The sequence below is a fragment of the Algibacter pacificus genome (assembly GCF_008033385.1).
GTDB lineage: Bacteria > Bacteroidota > Bacteroidia > Flavobacteriales > Flavobacteriaceae > Algibacter > Algibacter pacificus.
Window position 1 is genome coordinate 118,018 of the sequence record NZ_VOGY01000003.1, and the last position, 16,129, is coordinate 134,146.

Here is a 16,129-nt window from a genome sequence, read left to right on the forward strand (position 1 = left end):
ACTTTTCGGTGTTCTTTTTTTGGTGATTAAAGCAAATACGCCTATAGTGTTATATTGAAATGCTTTTAGCGGATTGTTGCAAAAGCGATAGTAGTGGTTAGCTTTTGGCGAGGCGCGCATCGAGCCAAAACTAGTAACGGATAGCGCGGTGGCTTGCCATTTGCCAAAAATATGACAATAAAAAACCCTTAAAAGTAAAGACTTAAAAGGGTTTTGTTTTGTTAAAAAAAGGGGTGTTTTTTATTCTCCTTTAAGTTGAAGGTTTGTAAATTCTTTTGATACTATTAGGGTGTTATCTTTAAATTTAACATCGGTTAAATCTACATATTCGTTATCTACTTTTATAGATTTTACCTTGAATGGTAAACCTAGTATGTTTATTTTATACGTGTTATATGGAGTTGTGTAATCGCCGGTATTATGAATTCTAATAATTAATTTATCATCGGTTCCTGCGAGATTAAATTTTCTAAGGCTATAACGGCCTTTTGTATAATCGTAACCATCTCCAGCATCTTCATAGAGAATAGAATCTTCTTTACCGTTTAGGTAGTAAACATCTAAATTTACTTGATCTATTGTTTTCTCGCCAACATATTGTTGTATGGGGTATTTTGGAATAATGGCACCTGCTTTTACAAAAATAGGCATGCTGTCTAAATCGGCATCAACCCAAGTTTCTTTACCTCCAATTATAATGTCGTTTGTCCAATAATTATACCATTGTCCTTTAGGAATATACATACGACGACCTTTGGCGTTTGGTTCGTTTATTGGGCAAATTAAAAGTTGGTTTCCACAAATAAATTCGTCTGTTCTGTAGTGGGTTTGTGTATCTTCTTGATCGTAAAGCACTAAAGATTTTAGCATGGGCACATTGGCTTCGGAATATTGATGAAATGCTGTATATAAATATGGTAGTAATTGGTACCTAATTTCAATAAATTTTCTAACAATATCTGTTATTTCTTCATCGAAAGCCCATGGTTCTTGATCGCCATGATCTCCAGAGGAGTGTGTTCTACAGAAAGGGTGGAAAGCACCTAATTGAATCCAACGTGCATATAATTCGCCGTTTGGTTGCTCTGCGAAACCTCCAATATCCGATCCTGCAAATGAGAATCCTGAGAGTGCTAAACGTTGTGCTTGTATGTTTGCTATTTGTAAATGCTCCCATGAGGCTACATTATCGCCCATCCAAGTTGAGGTGTAACGTTGCGTACCAGAATATGCCGAACGTGTAATTACAAATGGACGTTTTGGGTAGTTAAACTTCTTTAATCCATGGTAGGTAGCTCGTGCCATTTGCATACCGTAAATATTGTGTGCTTTGTTGTGGCTACATGGGTTACCATCATAATCATGACGTACATCGGACGGGAATGTTTTTCCTGGCACATCCATTACAGCGGGCTCATTCATATCATTCCACACCCCTTTTACTCCTATATCTTCAATAAGTTCTTTAAATAATCCAGCCCACCATTCGCGAACTTCTGGACGTGTAAAGTCTGGGAAATAACATTCTCCTGGCCATACTTTACCTTTCATGTAAGGGCCATCGGCACGTTTACAGAAATAATCTTTATCTAAACCTTCTTTAAATACACTGTATTCAACGTCTATTTTAATACCCGGATCGATAATAACAACGGTTTTAAACCCATCGTCTGCCAATTCTTTTACCATACGTTTTGGGTTAGGGAAATAATCTTCGCTCCAAGTAAAACAACGGAACCCCTCCATATAATCGATGTCTAAATAAATAGCATCGCAGGGTATTTTAAGTTCTCTAAATTTAGATGTAATTTCTTTTACGTTAGATTCTGGGTAGTAACTCCATTTACATTGGTGATAGCCTAATGCCCATAAAGGTGGTAATTCTGGCGTTCCTGTTAAATCGGTATAACTTACTACTACGTCTTGCATTTTAGGGCCGTAAATGAAGTAATAATTCATTTCGCCTCCTTGTGCCCAAAAACTGGTTACGTTGCGTCTTTCTTGGCAGAAATCGAAAAATGTTCTAAAGGTATTATCGAAGAAAATCCCGTAAGATTTTCCGTTATGTAATGCGGTATAAAACGGAATGGCTTTGTAAATAGGGTCTGTATCTTTCCCAAAGGCATAAGAATCTGTTGCCCAGTTTTCAAAACGACGTCCTTTTAAGTTTAAGTGCTGAGGTTTATCGCCTAAACCATAATAACTTTCTCCGTTTTGAGCAGATTTACTCATTTTAACGATATCGCCACCCAATTCGTAGCTTTCTTCCCAATGGAAGCCAAGTTCATCTTCACAAATAATAGTTTGGTCTTTAGCATCGAAAATAGACTTTCTTAAATCTGATTTATGAATATGACAAATTAATTTGGCTGTGGTAACGATGTATTTTTCTTCGTCGTCTGTAATTTCTAAAAAATTATAACCACGACTGGCATTATGGTCAATGGCATAAGAAAAATCGTTATCAAATTTTCCAACCGTAGTATATCTAAAACGTAATACGCTATCTCTTAAAACTGTAAGTTCTAGAATAACATTGTTTGATGTTGAGAAATGTAGAACATCGACATCTTTGGTTTGTTTTACTATATTAGAAGGAAATAAGTCTCCTTTATATTCTAACTGCGTATTTAATATCATGCGGAAGGTATTAAAAATTAATTAGCGAAATTTACTGAATTTTGTAAAGTCAATTGGCAATTTTTTATCAAAAATTGAAGTAAAATAATGTGTAAAACTCAAATATTTAAGGATTTAATAATAAATTACTTAAACAATAGGTGATATGTGTTTTTTTTCTCATAATTAAATTGAAATGGTAAAATAAAAAACACCAATGAACAAATTTTCGGTTTGAAATTCTATGTTAATTGATGTATGCTTTATTATAAATACAATGAAAACAAATTAATTGTTTTATTTAAATTGAAATATAGAAACTGATAATGGCGACAATGTTACTTTGGCCGAAAAATCCTTTCCGTTCCACGGTTCATTTTTAATGGTAATTTGTTTTTTGTTTAAAACACCACTACCACCAAATTCTTTGGCGTCACTATTAAAAATTTCTTTTAGTTTCCCTTTTACAGGAATGCCTATTTGATAGTTTTCACGTACGCTAGGTGTTAAATTACATACCACTACCACATCATTTTCTGACTCATAACCTTTTCGGATGTATGACATTACGCAATTTTCATGATCGTCGTAGCTAATCCATTCAAAACCTTCGCCAGAAAATGGTTTTTGGTATAAAGCGGGTGTGGTTTTGTATATTTTATTTAATTCTTTAAAGTAGTTTTGGAAGTTTTTATGAGCGTCAAACTCTAATAAATTCCAATCTAAACTGCCTTGAAAATCCCACTCGTTATACTGTGCTATTTCGCCACCCATAAAATTAAGTTTAGTACCCGGGTGGGTAAACATGTAACCGTAAAGTAAGCGGAGGTTTGCAAAACGCTGCCATTCGTCTCCTGGCATACGTCCTAAAATAGAATTTTTACCATAAACCACTTCGTCATGCGAAAGCGGAAGCATAAAATTTTCAGAAAACGCATAAGCTAAACTGAAGGTAATATCATTTTGGTGGTATTTTCTATATATCGGGTCTTTAGTAAAATACTCTAGTGTATCGTGCATCCAGCCCATCATCCATTTCATTCCAAAACCTAAACCACCTAAAAATACTGGTTTTGATACGCCTGGGAATGCTGTAGATTCTTCGGCAATGGTTTGTACATCGGGGAACGATGCGTAAATTTCTTGGTTTAATTCTTTTAAGAAATCTATGGCAGCGAGGTTTTCTCGACCACCGTAAATGTTTGGTTCCCATTCGCCATCTTCACGAGAATAATCTAAAAATAACATGGAGGCTACGGCATCTACACGTAAGCCATCGGCATGGTACTGATCCATCCAAAAAGCAGCATTACTAATTAAAAAGGATTTAACTTCGTTACGCTCGTAGTTAAAAATTAAACTTTTCCAGTCTTGATGATAGCCTTTTCTTGGGTCGGGATGTTCGTATAAATTCGAGCCATCGAAAAAGCCTAAACCGTGCGCATCTTCTGGGAAATGTGAAGGAACCCAGTCTAGAATTATTCCAATATCATTTTGGTGAAGCTTATCGACTAAGTATTTAAATTCTTCAGGATAGCCAAATCTTGACGAAGGGGCAAAGTAGCCTGTAAGTTGGTAACCCCAAGACGGATCGTAAGGGTATTCCATAATAGGCATGAGTTCTACGTGTGTAAAATTCATGTCTTTTACATAATTTACTAAATCGTCTGCCAATTCAAAATACGATAAAAAACGATCTTCTTCAATTTGTCTTTTCCACGATCCTAAATGAACTTCGTAAACGGAATATGGGGCATCTAAAGCGTTTTTATCTTTACGCTTTTTCATCCAATTGGTATCTTTCCATTTATATGAATCGTCCCAAACAATAGAAGCTGTACTTGGCGGATGCTCGCAACGGCGTGCGTACGGATCGGCTTTTTCAGTTTTTATATCGTTGTTATTACTCTGTATTTTATATTTATAAAGCGCTCCTTTACCAACTAATGGGATAAAACCTTCCCAAATACCACTGGAATCCCAGCGCACGTTTAATTGGTGTTCACCTTCCATCCAATAATTAAAATCGCCTATTACGGAAACTTGTTTTGCTGTGGGTGCCCAAACAGCAAAATAAGTACCTTCAATACCATCTAGAGTAACTAAATGCGACCCCATTTTTTCGTAAAGCCTGTAGTGTTTTCCACCTTTAAAAAGGTTGATATCAAATTCTGTAAATAAACTATAGGGTTTTACTTGTGCCATAAAATTATGTTGTTTGTTCCTTTTTTAAGGAAGTTATGTCGTTTTTATTAAGGGTTGAAACCCTTAAGTTTTACTTGTTAATTTTAAACAGATGGAAGGGTAATGTGGGGTGTAACTCCACAAAATTCCATTCGTTGTTCCAATTATATCTACTGTCGGTCATTAAATCATGCATCTCTACATTATGCCCATGGTGTATACCTAAATCGTGCAAAGGTAGTTGTACTGTACCTTGTTGAGAATTGTGAGCATCTAAACTTATAATCACAAAAACTTCGTTTGTTCTATCATTATTCCATTTATAGAAAGCCAATAAGTTATCATTTTCTATATAACAAAATTTAATATTATTGGTTTGCTGTAAGGCTTCATTAGTATTTCTAATGAAATTTATTTTTGATATTACCGTGGTTAATTTATTTTGAATGTTCCAATTGTAATGGGTGATTTGGAATTTTTCAGAATTTAAGTATTCTTCTTTACCCAACAATGGCTCGGATAGCATATATTCGAAAACAGGGCCATAAATACCAATACTAGAACTTAATGTTCCTGCTGTGGCATAGCGGATAATATGTTGAGCTTCGTTGGCACCTTGTAAGTGATACGGGTTAATATCTGGCGTGTTTGGCCAGAAATTAGGTTGCATATATTCTTTAAGTTCACTTTGTGTTAACTCTTCAACATACTCGATAATTTCATGTTTATTTTCACGCCATGTAAAGTAAGTATAAGATTGTGTGTAACCTTGTTTTGCTAACTGTTGCATTACTTTTGGTGCTGTAAAAGCTTCGGCTAAAAAGATAACATCGGGATGTTTAGATTTGACTTCGGAAATAATCCAATTCCAAAAATAGAATGGTTTTGTGTGCGGATTATCAACTCTAAAAATTTGGATACCACAATCTATCCAATAGAGCAGAATATCTAAACATTCGTTCCAAAGCGCTTTGTATTCTTCACTTTCCCAATAAATAGGTAGAATATCTTGGTATTTTTTAGGTGGGTTTTCGGCATATTGCACGGTACCATCTGGTCGCCATTTAAACCATTTTGGATGGTCTTTTACCCAAGGATGATCGGGTGCAGCTTGTAAGGCATAATCCATAGCAATTTCCAAATTTTGGTCTTTTGCCGATTGAATTAAGGCTTTAAAATCGTCTATATTTCCTAATTGAGGATGAATATCTTTATGGCCGCCATATTGCGATCCAACGCCCCAAGTAGAACCCACATCGCCATGTTTGGCTTCTGTAGTGTTGTTTTTTCCTTTTCTATTAACTTCTCCAATAGGATGAATGGGTGGTAAATACACCACATCGAACCCCATATTTTTTATTCTTGGTAGTAAACGGGCACAATCGTTAAAGGTACCGTGTACGCCTTCGTGTTGGGATGCTGAACGTGGGAAAAATTCATACCAAGTACTAAATCTTGCTTTTTTTCTATCTACATAAACTTGGAAGGTTTTAGAGGTATTGGCCAGTATTTTTATTGGGTTGGCAAAAAAGATGTGGTATAATCGTTCTTTTGCAGCTTCGGTTATAGCTTCCCCGTAACGATTTTCATCTCTAAAAATATGGTATAAATATTCTAAATAATTTTTATCGTCACCATCTATTATTTCAAGAAGCGGTTTAATATATTCGGCCCCTTCAAGAAGTTCTGAAACCACGTGTTGACCATCATTAATTTTTCTTATTAAACCGTATCTCCAATTTAAGGCGTAGTCTACCCAAGCTTCCACTTTATAGTCGTAAAATCCTTGTTTTTCAACAGAAAATGAACCGTTCCACTCATCATTACAAGAAAGAACCATTCGCGATTCTTGCCAAGTATTGTCATTTTCGTGCTTGTAACGTACCGAGGCGCCTAAAACATCGTGACCATCGGCCATAAGGTATGCTTCAATATTTACAATTTCATTTACAACACGTTTTATATAAAATTCGCCATGATTTACTGTTGGCGAAACATAATCAATTACAACTCTTTTTTGATTTTGCATTATTTGATTCGTTATGTTTGATAATCAATAGGTAAAATTGCTGATGATGTTAAACGAATTAGCACAATTAGCAATCTTATTTTTAAAAGATAATTTAGGGTTTTATTTTTATTAAATAACGTATCCTGAAGGAATTACTGCACCATTTTTAACAACCACAATACCGTCTTTAATAAAATACATATCGGTTTCTTTATCTTTTAGGTGAGGCCCTCCATTGATTCTAACATCATCACCTATACGGCAATTTTTATCTAAAATACAGTTTTTTATAAAACAGCGTTCGCCTATTCCTGCAAGGACTTTTATATGATTGTTTTCTATTTCTTCTAGAGTTTCGTAGAAGTCGCAGCCCATCATATAAGTGTTTATAACGGTAGATTCTTTACCAATTCTGGAACGAATACCAATAACCGATTTTTCAATCTTGGCAGCACCAATGATACAGCCTTCAGAAACCACAGCTTTGTCTAAAACAGTCCCTGCTATTTTTGTAGTTGGCAGCATTCTGGCATGGGTATAAATACGTTTTTTTTTATCGTATAAATCGAACTGAGGGATATCATCTGTTAAGCCAAGGTTGGCTTCGAAAAACGAATCTATATTTCCAATATCAGTCCAATAGCCTTCATATTGGTAACTTAATGTTTTATGATTGTGTATAGATTGTGGAATAATTTCTTTCCCAAAATCAATTGTATCTGGGTTTTCCATAAGTTTAATAAGTAAATCTTTATTAAACACGTATATACCCATAGAGGCAAGGTAATTTCTACCTTGGCCCTTCATTTCGTTACTCACTTCCGATGTCCAATCTGGAAGTAAATCGGCGTCAGGCTTTTCTATAAAAGAGGTAATTATGTTTTCATCATTTGCTTTTAGAATTCCAAAAGATGTGGCGTCTTTGGCATTGACAGGTATGGTTGCAATTGAAATTTCTGCATTGGCAGCTTCATGAGCTTCAATCATTTTATCGTAATCCATTTGGTATAGTTGATCACCAGATAGAATTAAAGCATATTCAAAATCGTGACTTAAAAAATGATGCATACTTTGTCTAACAGCATCTGCAGTCCCTTGAAACCAAGTTTTACTTTCTGGAGTTTGCTCTGCAGCTAAAACATCAACAAAAGCGCTACTAAAAAAACTAAAGTGGTAAGTGTTTTTTATGTGCTTATTTAGGGATGCTGAGTTGAATTGGGTTAAAACAAAAATACGTTTAATATCAGCATTAATACAGTTAGATATTGGAATATCTACTAGTCTGTATTTTCCTGCAATTGGAACTGCTGGTTTAGATCTTCTATCGGTTAGCGGGTAAAGTCTGGATCCTTGACCACCTCCTAGAACAATGGCTAAAACTTTGTTATTTATCATATTTATTAGTTTTTTATGCTTAGTTTATAGTATTGATTTGTATAGTGTTTCTACTTGTTTAGCAATGGCTACCCAATCAAAATATTCTTCAACACGTTTTCGGCCATTTTTAGCCATGGTTTGTTGTAAATTTTTATCGTTTATTACATGGTTAACGCCTTGAGCAAGATCTCTCGAAAACTTATCGGGGTCAACAGGCTCAAAAGGGGCTTCTTTTTGTTGTTGTAATGGAATGAGTAACCCCGTTTCTCCATGTACAACAACTTCTTTTATACCGCCAACAGCACTTGCTACAACGGCTGTATTACAGGCCATAGCTTCGATGTTAATAATTCCGAATGGTTCGTAAATAGAAGGACAACAAAATACATCGGCATGCGAGTATAATTGAATAATTTCTTCTTTAGTTACCATTTTATCAATCCAAACAACATTTTTTCTAGTTTTTTGAACTTCGTTAACAGCTTGTTTCATTTCTTCACCAATTTCTGGAGTATCCGGTGCTCCTGCACAAAGTACTATTTGTGTTTCTGGATCTATATATTTTATGGCATTTACTAAGTGAATAATCCCTTTTTGGCGTGTAATTCTTCCAACAAAAAGTACATATGGTTTGTTTTTGTCAACACCATATTCGTCTAAGGTTTGTGTTTCTGGTGTTTCAATATATTGCTCTAGATTGATACCATTGTAAATAACATGTATTTTACTTTCGTCTACATTAAAGTGTTTAAGTACGTCTTCTTTTGTTTCTTCAGAAACGGCAATAAGTGCATCGGCCATTTCAATAGCTGTTTTTTCTATCCAAGAAGAGGCGTCGTAACCACGGCCTAATTGCTCTCGTTTCCAAGGGCGTAAAGGTTCTAGGGAGTGTGTGGTAATTACAAGTGGCGTGCCATAACATAGCTTGGCTACTATTCCTGCAAAATGCGCATACCAAGTGTGGCAATGTACTACATCGGCATCTATGGGATCGGTATTCATTTGTATGCCTGTACTTAAGGTTTTAAATACAGATTTTAGCTTATCGTCTGCGTTATCAAAAATAGGATTATCAAAAGGGTAACCTTTTACACTTAAATTTTCGGATTTTGAATCTTGATCTCCAAAACATCGAACATCCATTTTCATTAATTTGGATAGTTCATCAGCGAGGTATTCAACATGTACCCCGGCTCCTCCATACACATATGGTGGAAATTCTCGTGTGTAAAAAAGTGCTTTCATTTACTAGTTTTATTTTAAGGTCTACAGAATATGAATATCAAAATTATTTGGCGTAGTTTTTTTTGAATACCAAAATAATTCTTAATCATAGGAAAATATAAAGAACGTATTTGTTTTTTATAAAAATAAAAACAATTTGTATAAAGGTTTCATTTTATGATAGACAAATAAAAAAAATAGTAACCTCGTTTTATATACTGTATTTTGTTTCAAAAGAAACAATAATGATGTCTAAATTTTGAAAAATTGGCAGTAATTATTTTTTTTTAAAAATTAACTAATTTCTATAGCCAACTACCAAGGTGCTAATAGCTGTACAAGTTTAATTGTTAATTAAATTTCCTATGTTATAAACATACAAAATAATTGTTAACAAATTTCTTGTTATTTTATTTTTTAAGAAAAAAAGGTGTTATAGAGATTAATTAAAATTATTGTTAATAATTTTACGATAATTGTAATAAAGCTTGATTGATTATTACTGTTATCAGCTAAGTAGTTAGAATTATTCTAAAAATCAATTCAACTAAAAAATATACCAGTTTAGCCTTTTTTTATCCCATTTCAAGTCGTTTCGTTTTGTTTATATCTTGTTTTTATTCAGTTTTACAGTATCTAAAAAACGAATGGCTATGCATACAATCATCAAAACAATCCTTATTTTTTTTATTAGTGTTATTTCCGCTTTTTCACAAAACGATATTTCTGGGCAAGTGTTTGATAATACTAATAAACCTTTAGAATTTGCTAATGTAATTTTATACCATGCAACATCAAAACAAGTAGTTACGGGTGTTATTTCTTCAAAAAATGGAAGTTATAAATTTGAAGGAGCCGAAACGGGAACTTATTATATAGAGGTTTCTGTGTTAGGCTTTAAAACTAAAACATCTAAAGTTTTTGAGTTTGATAACAAAGCAGAAATTATTGATTTTATTTTAGAGGAAGACACTTTAGATGAGGTTGTAATTACACACAAACGCCCAGTTATTAAGCAAACAGCAGAAAAAATGATTATAGATTTAGAGCAATCTGAAATGATAAATTCGAATTTGCAAGATGTTATGCGGGGTGTTCCGGGAATTATTGTTACTAATAACGGTATTAGTTATGCCGGACAAAGTAATATTAGAATTTTAATAAACGGGAAAACTACCGACTATATGGATATGGATACTTTACTGCGTGAAATGCCTGCCGATAATATTGCAAAAGTAGAACTTGTAGAACAACCTGGTGCCGAGTTCGATGCTACGGGTTCTGGACCTATAATTAATATTATTTTAAAGAAAAACGTAAAGCTTGGCACGCATGGAAATGTTGCGACTTGGGTTGGGGAAGATGAAGGTTTTGAGCATGGCACAAGCGCCTCAATTGCGAGTTATAAAAACAAAATTAATTGGCAATTAAGCACGGGTTATTCCAGCCCAACGTGGCGAGAAGATCTATTTATTAATAGAGCCGTTGGCGATGCTATTTACGACCAAAGGACCATTGAACCATACAACCCTAAAACCTTTAGAGTAAGTGGTAGTATAGATTATTACATAAACGATAAACACGCTGTTGGTTTTGGGGTTAGAAATAGCGATACAAATTCCGATAGAATTGCAAATAGCACCAATATTATAACATCGCCGACAAGTACAGATTACTTATTATCCGAAAATAATTTTAATCGCGACCAAAAGGTGTTCAATATAAACCCGTATTACGAGTTTAAAACCGATGCACATAAGCTTACAGCCGATTTTAATTATGTGGATTATAAAAACGATAATGAAAACACTTTAGTATCTCTGCCAGGCAGTACCATAGCATACACAAACCAAAGGTATTTACAAGACGGGAATTACCAAATTAAAACCTATAAGAGTGATTATGTTCGTATGTTTTCCGAAGATTTTAAACTTAGTTTTGGTGCCAAATACTCGCAAGTTAATACCGATAGTGATTTAAAATCTTTTAGTGAAAATGAAGAAGGTGCATTTGAGTTTGATGAAGTCGCAAGTAATACTTTTTTGGTAGATGAAAATATTTTCGCCTTGTATTCTAAAGTTAACTTAACTCACGGAAAATGGTCTTTTTCTGGTGGTTTACGTTTTGAAGATAGCAGCACAAAAGGTACATCGAGCAGTGATAATGAAACTAGAGAACGCAAAATTTCTAAATTATTTCCGAGTGCGGCATTAAGCAGAAAAATAAATAACAATTTAACAGCTATTTTAGCCTATAGTTACCGTATTAGTAGGCCAAGTTATAATACCTTAAACTCGTTTGTTACGTATTACGACCCGTTATCATCCGATGTTGGAAACGAGAATTTAAAACCATCTTTTACAAACAAATACCAGTTTAATTTAACCTTCGATGGGCAGCCATTTTTTACCATAGCCTACAGCGAAACAAAAGATGATATGTTTCAGTTTGTTTCTCAAGATAATGATACCGCGCAAATAGAGCGCACAACAATTAATTTAAGCGATAGTAATAACTGGAATTTTAGATTATTTGGACCTTTAAGTTTTATACCTGGCGTAGACGGTTATACGGGTGTTATTGTAAGTCGAAATAAGTTTAAGTCTAACCTTAATAATTTAAATTTAGAAAAGTGGAATTTAATTTGGTTCACCCAAGCAAGCTACGAACTACCATGGAAAATTAATGCAGAAATTAGCGGAAACTATGGAACCGGTGCTTTAGAAGGCGGTATTGATGCCGACTGGTTTGCCGATTTAAACTTTTCTTTAGGTAAAAAGTTTTTAGACAATAAATTAAAAGTAAACCTCAGCATTAATAAAATACTAAATCGTGGTTTTGTTGGTGTTATAGATTATAATAATCTCTATGCAAATATTGAGAGTAATCAATCTAGACAAAATGTTCAGTTAAGATTATCGTATAGTTTTGGTTCTAAATTTGGTAAAAAAAGTAGCCGCAAAAATGCATCGCAAGAGGAAGAGAATAGAATTAATGATAATAATTAATATGTTTGTAATACCATGAATACCAAACTTAATAAAACCGATTTTTTAATTTTAGGCGTTTACTTTGCTGTATCGTTTATTATACAAGGAAAAGACTACTTAGATAGAGACGCCTTGTTAAGAGAGTATTTAATAGACTTTCCTGTAGAAATTATAAGCGTTACAAGTGTTATATTTTTATTTACGTTTTGGCTTATTCCAAAAGTTGTGGTTCAAAAAAAATATGCATTGTTTATTATTTATGGGTTATTGGTTTTAATAGTAATTACAGGTGTAGATTATACCATTGGTTTTTGGTCTGGTGATAATGATTGGGCTAAATACCCAACAGGATTCAACTTTGTTTTACACATGATAAGTTTAGGTACACAACAAGCAGCTTTTCCGTTTGCGTTATTTTTAACTAAAAAGTTTTATGAAGGTCAGAACGCATATTTAAAGATTGAAAAACAACAAAAAGAGAACGAACTAAAGCTGTTACGTTCGCAAATAGATCCGCATTTTTTGTTTAATAATCTCAACACCCTAGATGCTTTAATAGACAGCGATACGGGTAAAGCTAAGGAATATATTAACAGACTGTCTCTTATTTATAGATACTTAATAAAAACCAAAGATGCCGAGGTTATGGAGTTGGTTGAAGAGATTAAACTAGCCGAAAACTATATGTTTTTAATTAAAACCCGCTTTGCCGACGATTATGATTTTGCAATAGAAAAACACACCAATATTGACGATAAGTTTATTCCAACAGGCGCCATCCAGACGTTATTAGAAAATGTAGTAAAACATAATAAACCGGAGCACGGAAAAGCTATAAAAACCATAATTTCTATAAATGAAAATATGCTTTCTATAAGTAATACAAAATCTAGTATAAAGCCAAAAAATGAATCGTTTGGTACAGGTTTAGAAAATTTAAAAACGCGATATAAATTCTTGTCTGATAAAACTGTAAGCATTGAAAATACAGAAGACGTGTTTAAAATTGAAATTCCGATTATTAATTTAGTTGGAGAAAATTAGAAAAGACTATGAAAATTTTAATTTTAGAAGATGAAATTCCAGCGTACCAAAAGTTAGTATCTTTTATTAATGATTATTTTGAAGAGAATATACCCCACGATTGGGCACGTTCGATAAGCGACGGAAAAAAGTTATTGAGTGATAAGGTTTACGATTTTATTCTATCGGATATACAGTTGCTAGATGGTATATCTTTCGATTTGTTTAATGAAGTTTCCATAAATACACCCATAATTTTTTGCTCGGCTCACGACGATTATTTATTTCAAGCTTTTAACACCAATGGAATTGCTTATATACTAAAACCATACACACAAAGCGATTTTAAAAAGGCTATAGAGAAATACCAAGCACTTTTTAAACAAGGGCATTACACGGCTTTAAATAAGGATACTATAACCGAGTTAAAATCTGCTTTAAAAGAAGAGCATATCAATTATAAAAAACGATTTGTAATAAAAAAAGCCAAAGGAATTCAGTTATTAAATGTTTCGGAAATTACAAAAATTGAAGCTTCTGGAGATTTCTGTATAGCAACCGATTTAAAAGGAAAAAGACACACTATCTCTCAAACCTTAGGTGCTACAAATGGACAATTACAGCCTAGTAAATTTTTCAAAATTAATAGAAGTGAAATTATCTGTATCGATGCTATCGAAAATATAGAAAGTCATTTTAAAAACAGATTACTTATTACTATAACAGGCTTAAAAGAAAAAGTAATGACGAGTTCGTCAACAACTTCCGATTTTAGAAAATGGTTGGAGCAGTAAAAAAGAAAGCATGATTAAGTTATTAATCATGCTTTCTATATTTTTTCAGAATTATTTATTCTTAATCATTCAATTTTAATACAGCCATAAATGCTTGCTGAGGTATTTCTACATTACCTACTTGACGCATACGTTTTTTACCTTTTTTCTGTTTTTCTAGTAATTTTCTTTTACGAGAAATATCACCACCATAACATTTTGCGGTTACATCTTTTCTAAGGGCTTTAATGGTTTCTCTCGAAATAATTTTAGCACCAATAGCAGCTTGAATTGGAATATCGAATTGTTGACGCGGTATTAACTCTCTTAACTTCTCACACATTTTGCGTCCAATAGTTTGTGCATTATCGGCGTGAATTAAAGCAGAAAGCGCATCTACGGGTTGTGCATTTAATAAAATGTCTAAACGCACTAATTTTGAAACCTTCATACCAATTGGGTGATAATCGAAAGAAGCATAGCCTTTAGAAACCGTTTTTAAACGATCGTAAAAATCGAATACAATTTCTGCTAAAGGCATTTCAAAAGTTAATTCAACACGTTCTGGTGTTAAGTATGTTTGATTTACAACTAGGCCACGTTTTTCTATACAAAGAGACATCACATTACCTACAAAATCAGATTTCGTGATAATAGTAGCTTTAATAAAAGGTTCTTCTACACGGTTAACGGTGGTTGGTTCTGGTAAATCCGATGGGTTGTTTACAATAAATGGCTCATCTGGATTTTTGTTTGTAAAGGCGTGATAAGATACATTGGGAACCGTTGTAATAACCGTCATATCAAACTCACGTTCCAAACGTTCTTGGATAATTTCCATGTGTAACATGCCTAAAAATCCACAACGGAAACCAAAACCTAAAGCCGCAGAACTTTCTGGAGCAAATACCAAAGAGGCATCGTTAAGCTGTAGTTTTTCCATCGAGTTTCTTAGCTCTTCGTAATCTTCTGTATCAACTGGGTAGATACCAGCAAATACCATGGGTTTAACGTCCTCGAAACCTTCAACTATATTGGTTGTTGGGTTGGCAAAATCGGTAATAGTATCACCAACTTTTACTTCTTTAGCGGTTTTAATACCGGTGATTAAGTAACCAACATCACCGGTTTTTACACTTTGTTTGGCAACTTGATTTAGTTTTAAAGTTCCAACTTCGTCTGCAAAATATTCTTTATCTGTAGCGACGAATTTAATTTTTTGTCCTTTTTTAATTTCGCCGTTAAAGACTCTAAAATAGGTTTCAATACCTCTAAAAGTGTTGTAAACCGAGTCGAAAATTAAGGCTTGTAAAGGCGCGTCTGGATCTCCTTTTGGAGCAGGAACACGCTCTATAATGGCTTTTAAAATATTCTCGACACCAAAACCTGTTTTTCCACTAGCGTGAATTACTTCTTCGGGATCGCAACCTAAAAGATCAACGATATCATCGGTTACTTCTTCTGGGTTTGCACTTGGTAAATCGACTTTATTTAATACTGGAATAATTTCTAAATCATTCTCTAAAGCTAAATATAAGTTCGAAATGGTTTGTGCTTGTATACTTTGTGCGGCATCTACAATTAGAAGCGCACCTTCGCAGGCTGCAATAGATCGAGAAACCTCGTATGAGAAATCGACGTGGCCGGGTGTATCAATTAAGTTTAGTACATATTTTTCGCCATCGAGTTCATAATCCATTTGGATGGCGTGCGATTTTATAGTAATACCACGTTCGCGCTCCAAATCCATACTATCCAATAGTTGGGCTTGTTGTTCTCTGGCTGTAACCGAGCCTGTAAAATCTAACAAACGGTCGGCAAGTGTGCTTTTTCCGTGGTCAATATGTGCAATAATGCAAAAATTTCTAATGTTCTTCATAGTCAAGAGTCTTCAAAAAGTGAAGATTTTGCCAAAGATAGCTGTTTTC

General features: G+C 33.9%; 9 protein-coding genes. 3 read left to right on the forward strand and 6 right to left on the reverse strand.

Annotation, left to right across the window (positions count from 1 at the left end; genetic code table 11):
* Positions 1 to 240: 240 nt before the first annotated feature.
* The 5 genes from FQU21_RS05735 to glgA form a co-directional block, all read right to left on the reverse strand.
* Positions 241 to 2,640: a glycoside hydrolase family 31 protein gene (locus FQU21_RS05735; protein WP_147677039.1), complete on the reverse strand. Its 2,400-nt coding sequence runs from the start codon at positions 2,638 to 2,640 to the stop codon at positions 241 to 243.
* A 276-nt stretch (positions 2,641 to 2,916) separates the two neighbouring features.
* Positions 2,917 to 4,824: a 1,4-alpha-glucan branching protein GlgB gene (gene glgB / locus FQU21_RS05740; protein ID WP_147677040.1), complete on the reverse strand. Its 1,908-nt coding sequence runs from the start codon at positions 4,822 to 4,824 to the stop codon at positions 2,917 to 2,919.
* A gap of 70 nt (positions 4,825 to 4,894) precedes the next feature.
* A complete protein-coding gene (locus FQU21_RS05745; protein WP_147677041.1) occupies positions 4,895 to 6,832 on the reverse strand; it encodes an alpha-1,4-glucan--maltose-1-phosphate maltosyltransferase in 1,938 nt (645 codons plus the stop codon).
* A 111-nt stretch (positions 6,833 to 6,943) separates the two neighbouring features.
* Entirely contained in the window at positions 6,944 to 8,209 is a 1,266-nt protein-coding gene (locus FQU21_RS05750) for a glucose-1-phosphate adenylyltransferase (protein ID WP_147677042.1), read from the reverse strand.
* A 24-nt stretch (positions 8,210 to 8,233) separates the two neighbouring features.
* Entirely contained in the window at positions 8,234 to 9,436 is a 1,203-nt protein-coding gene (gene glgA, locus FQU21_RS05755) for a glycogen synthase (protein ID WP_147677043.1), read from the reverse strand.
* A gap of 632 nt (positions 9,437 to 10,068) precedes the next feature.
* Between glgA and FQU21_RS05760 the strand changes: the two genes are divergently transcribed.
* Genes FQU21_RS05760 through FQU21_RS05770 form a run of 3 tightly spaced genes read left to right on the forward strand, consistent with a single transcriptional unit; the run spans position 10,069 to position 14,222 of the window.
* A complete protein-coding gene (locus FQU21_RS05760) occupies positions 10,069 to 12,423 on the forward strand; it encodes a TonB-dependent receptor (protein ID WP_147677044.1) in 2,355 nt (784 codons plus the stop codon).
* Between the two features lie 15 nt (positions 12,424 to 12,438).
* Positions 12,439 to 13,449, forward strand: coding sequence for a sensor histidine kinase (locus FQU21_RS05765; protein ID WP_147677045.1), 1,011 nt, complete (start codon positions 12,439 to 12,441; stop codon positions 13,447 to 13,449).
* Positions 13,450 to 13,457: 8 nt separating this feature from the next.
* Positions 13,458 to 14,222 (forward strand): LytR/AlgR family response regulator transcription factor, encoded by a 765-nt coding sequence (locus FQU21_RS05770; RefSeq protein WP_147677046.1) that lies wholly within the window; start codon positions 13,458 to 13,460, stop codon positions 14,220 to 14,222.
* 61 nt (positions 14,223 to 14,283) lie between these two features.
* On the opposite strand, the gene lepA is transcribed toward FQU21_RS05770, so the two are convergent.
* On the reverse strand, positions 14,284 to 16,080 hold the full coding sequence (gene lepA, locus FQU21_RS05775) for a translation elongation factor 4 (RefSeq protein ID WP_147677047.1): 1,797 nt from the start codon (positions 16,078 to 16,080) through the stop codon (positions 14,284 to 14,286).
* Positions 16,081 to 16,129: the final 49 nt, after the last annotated feature.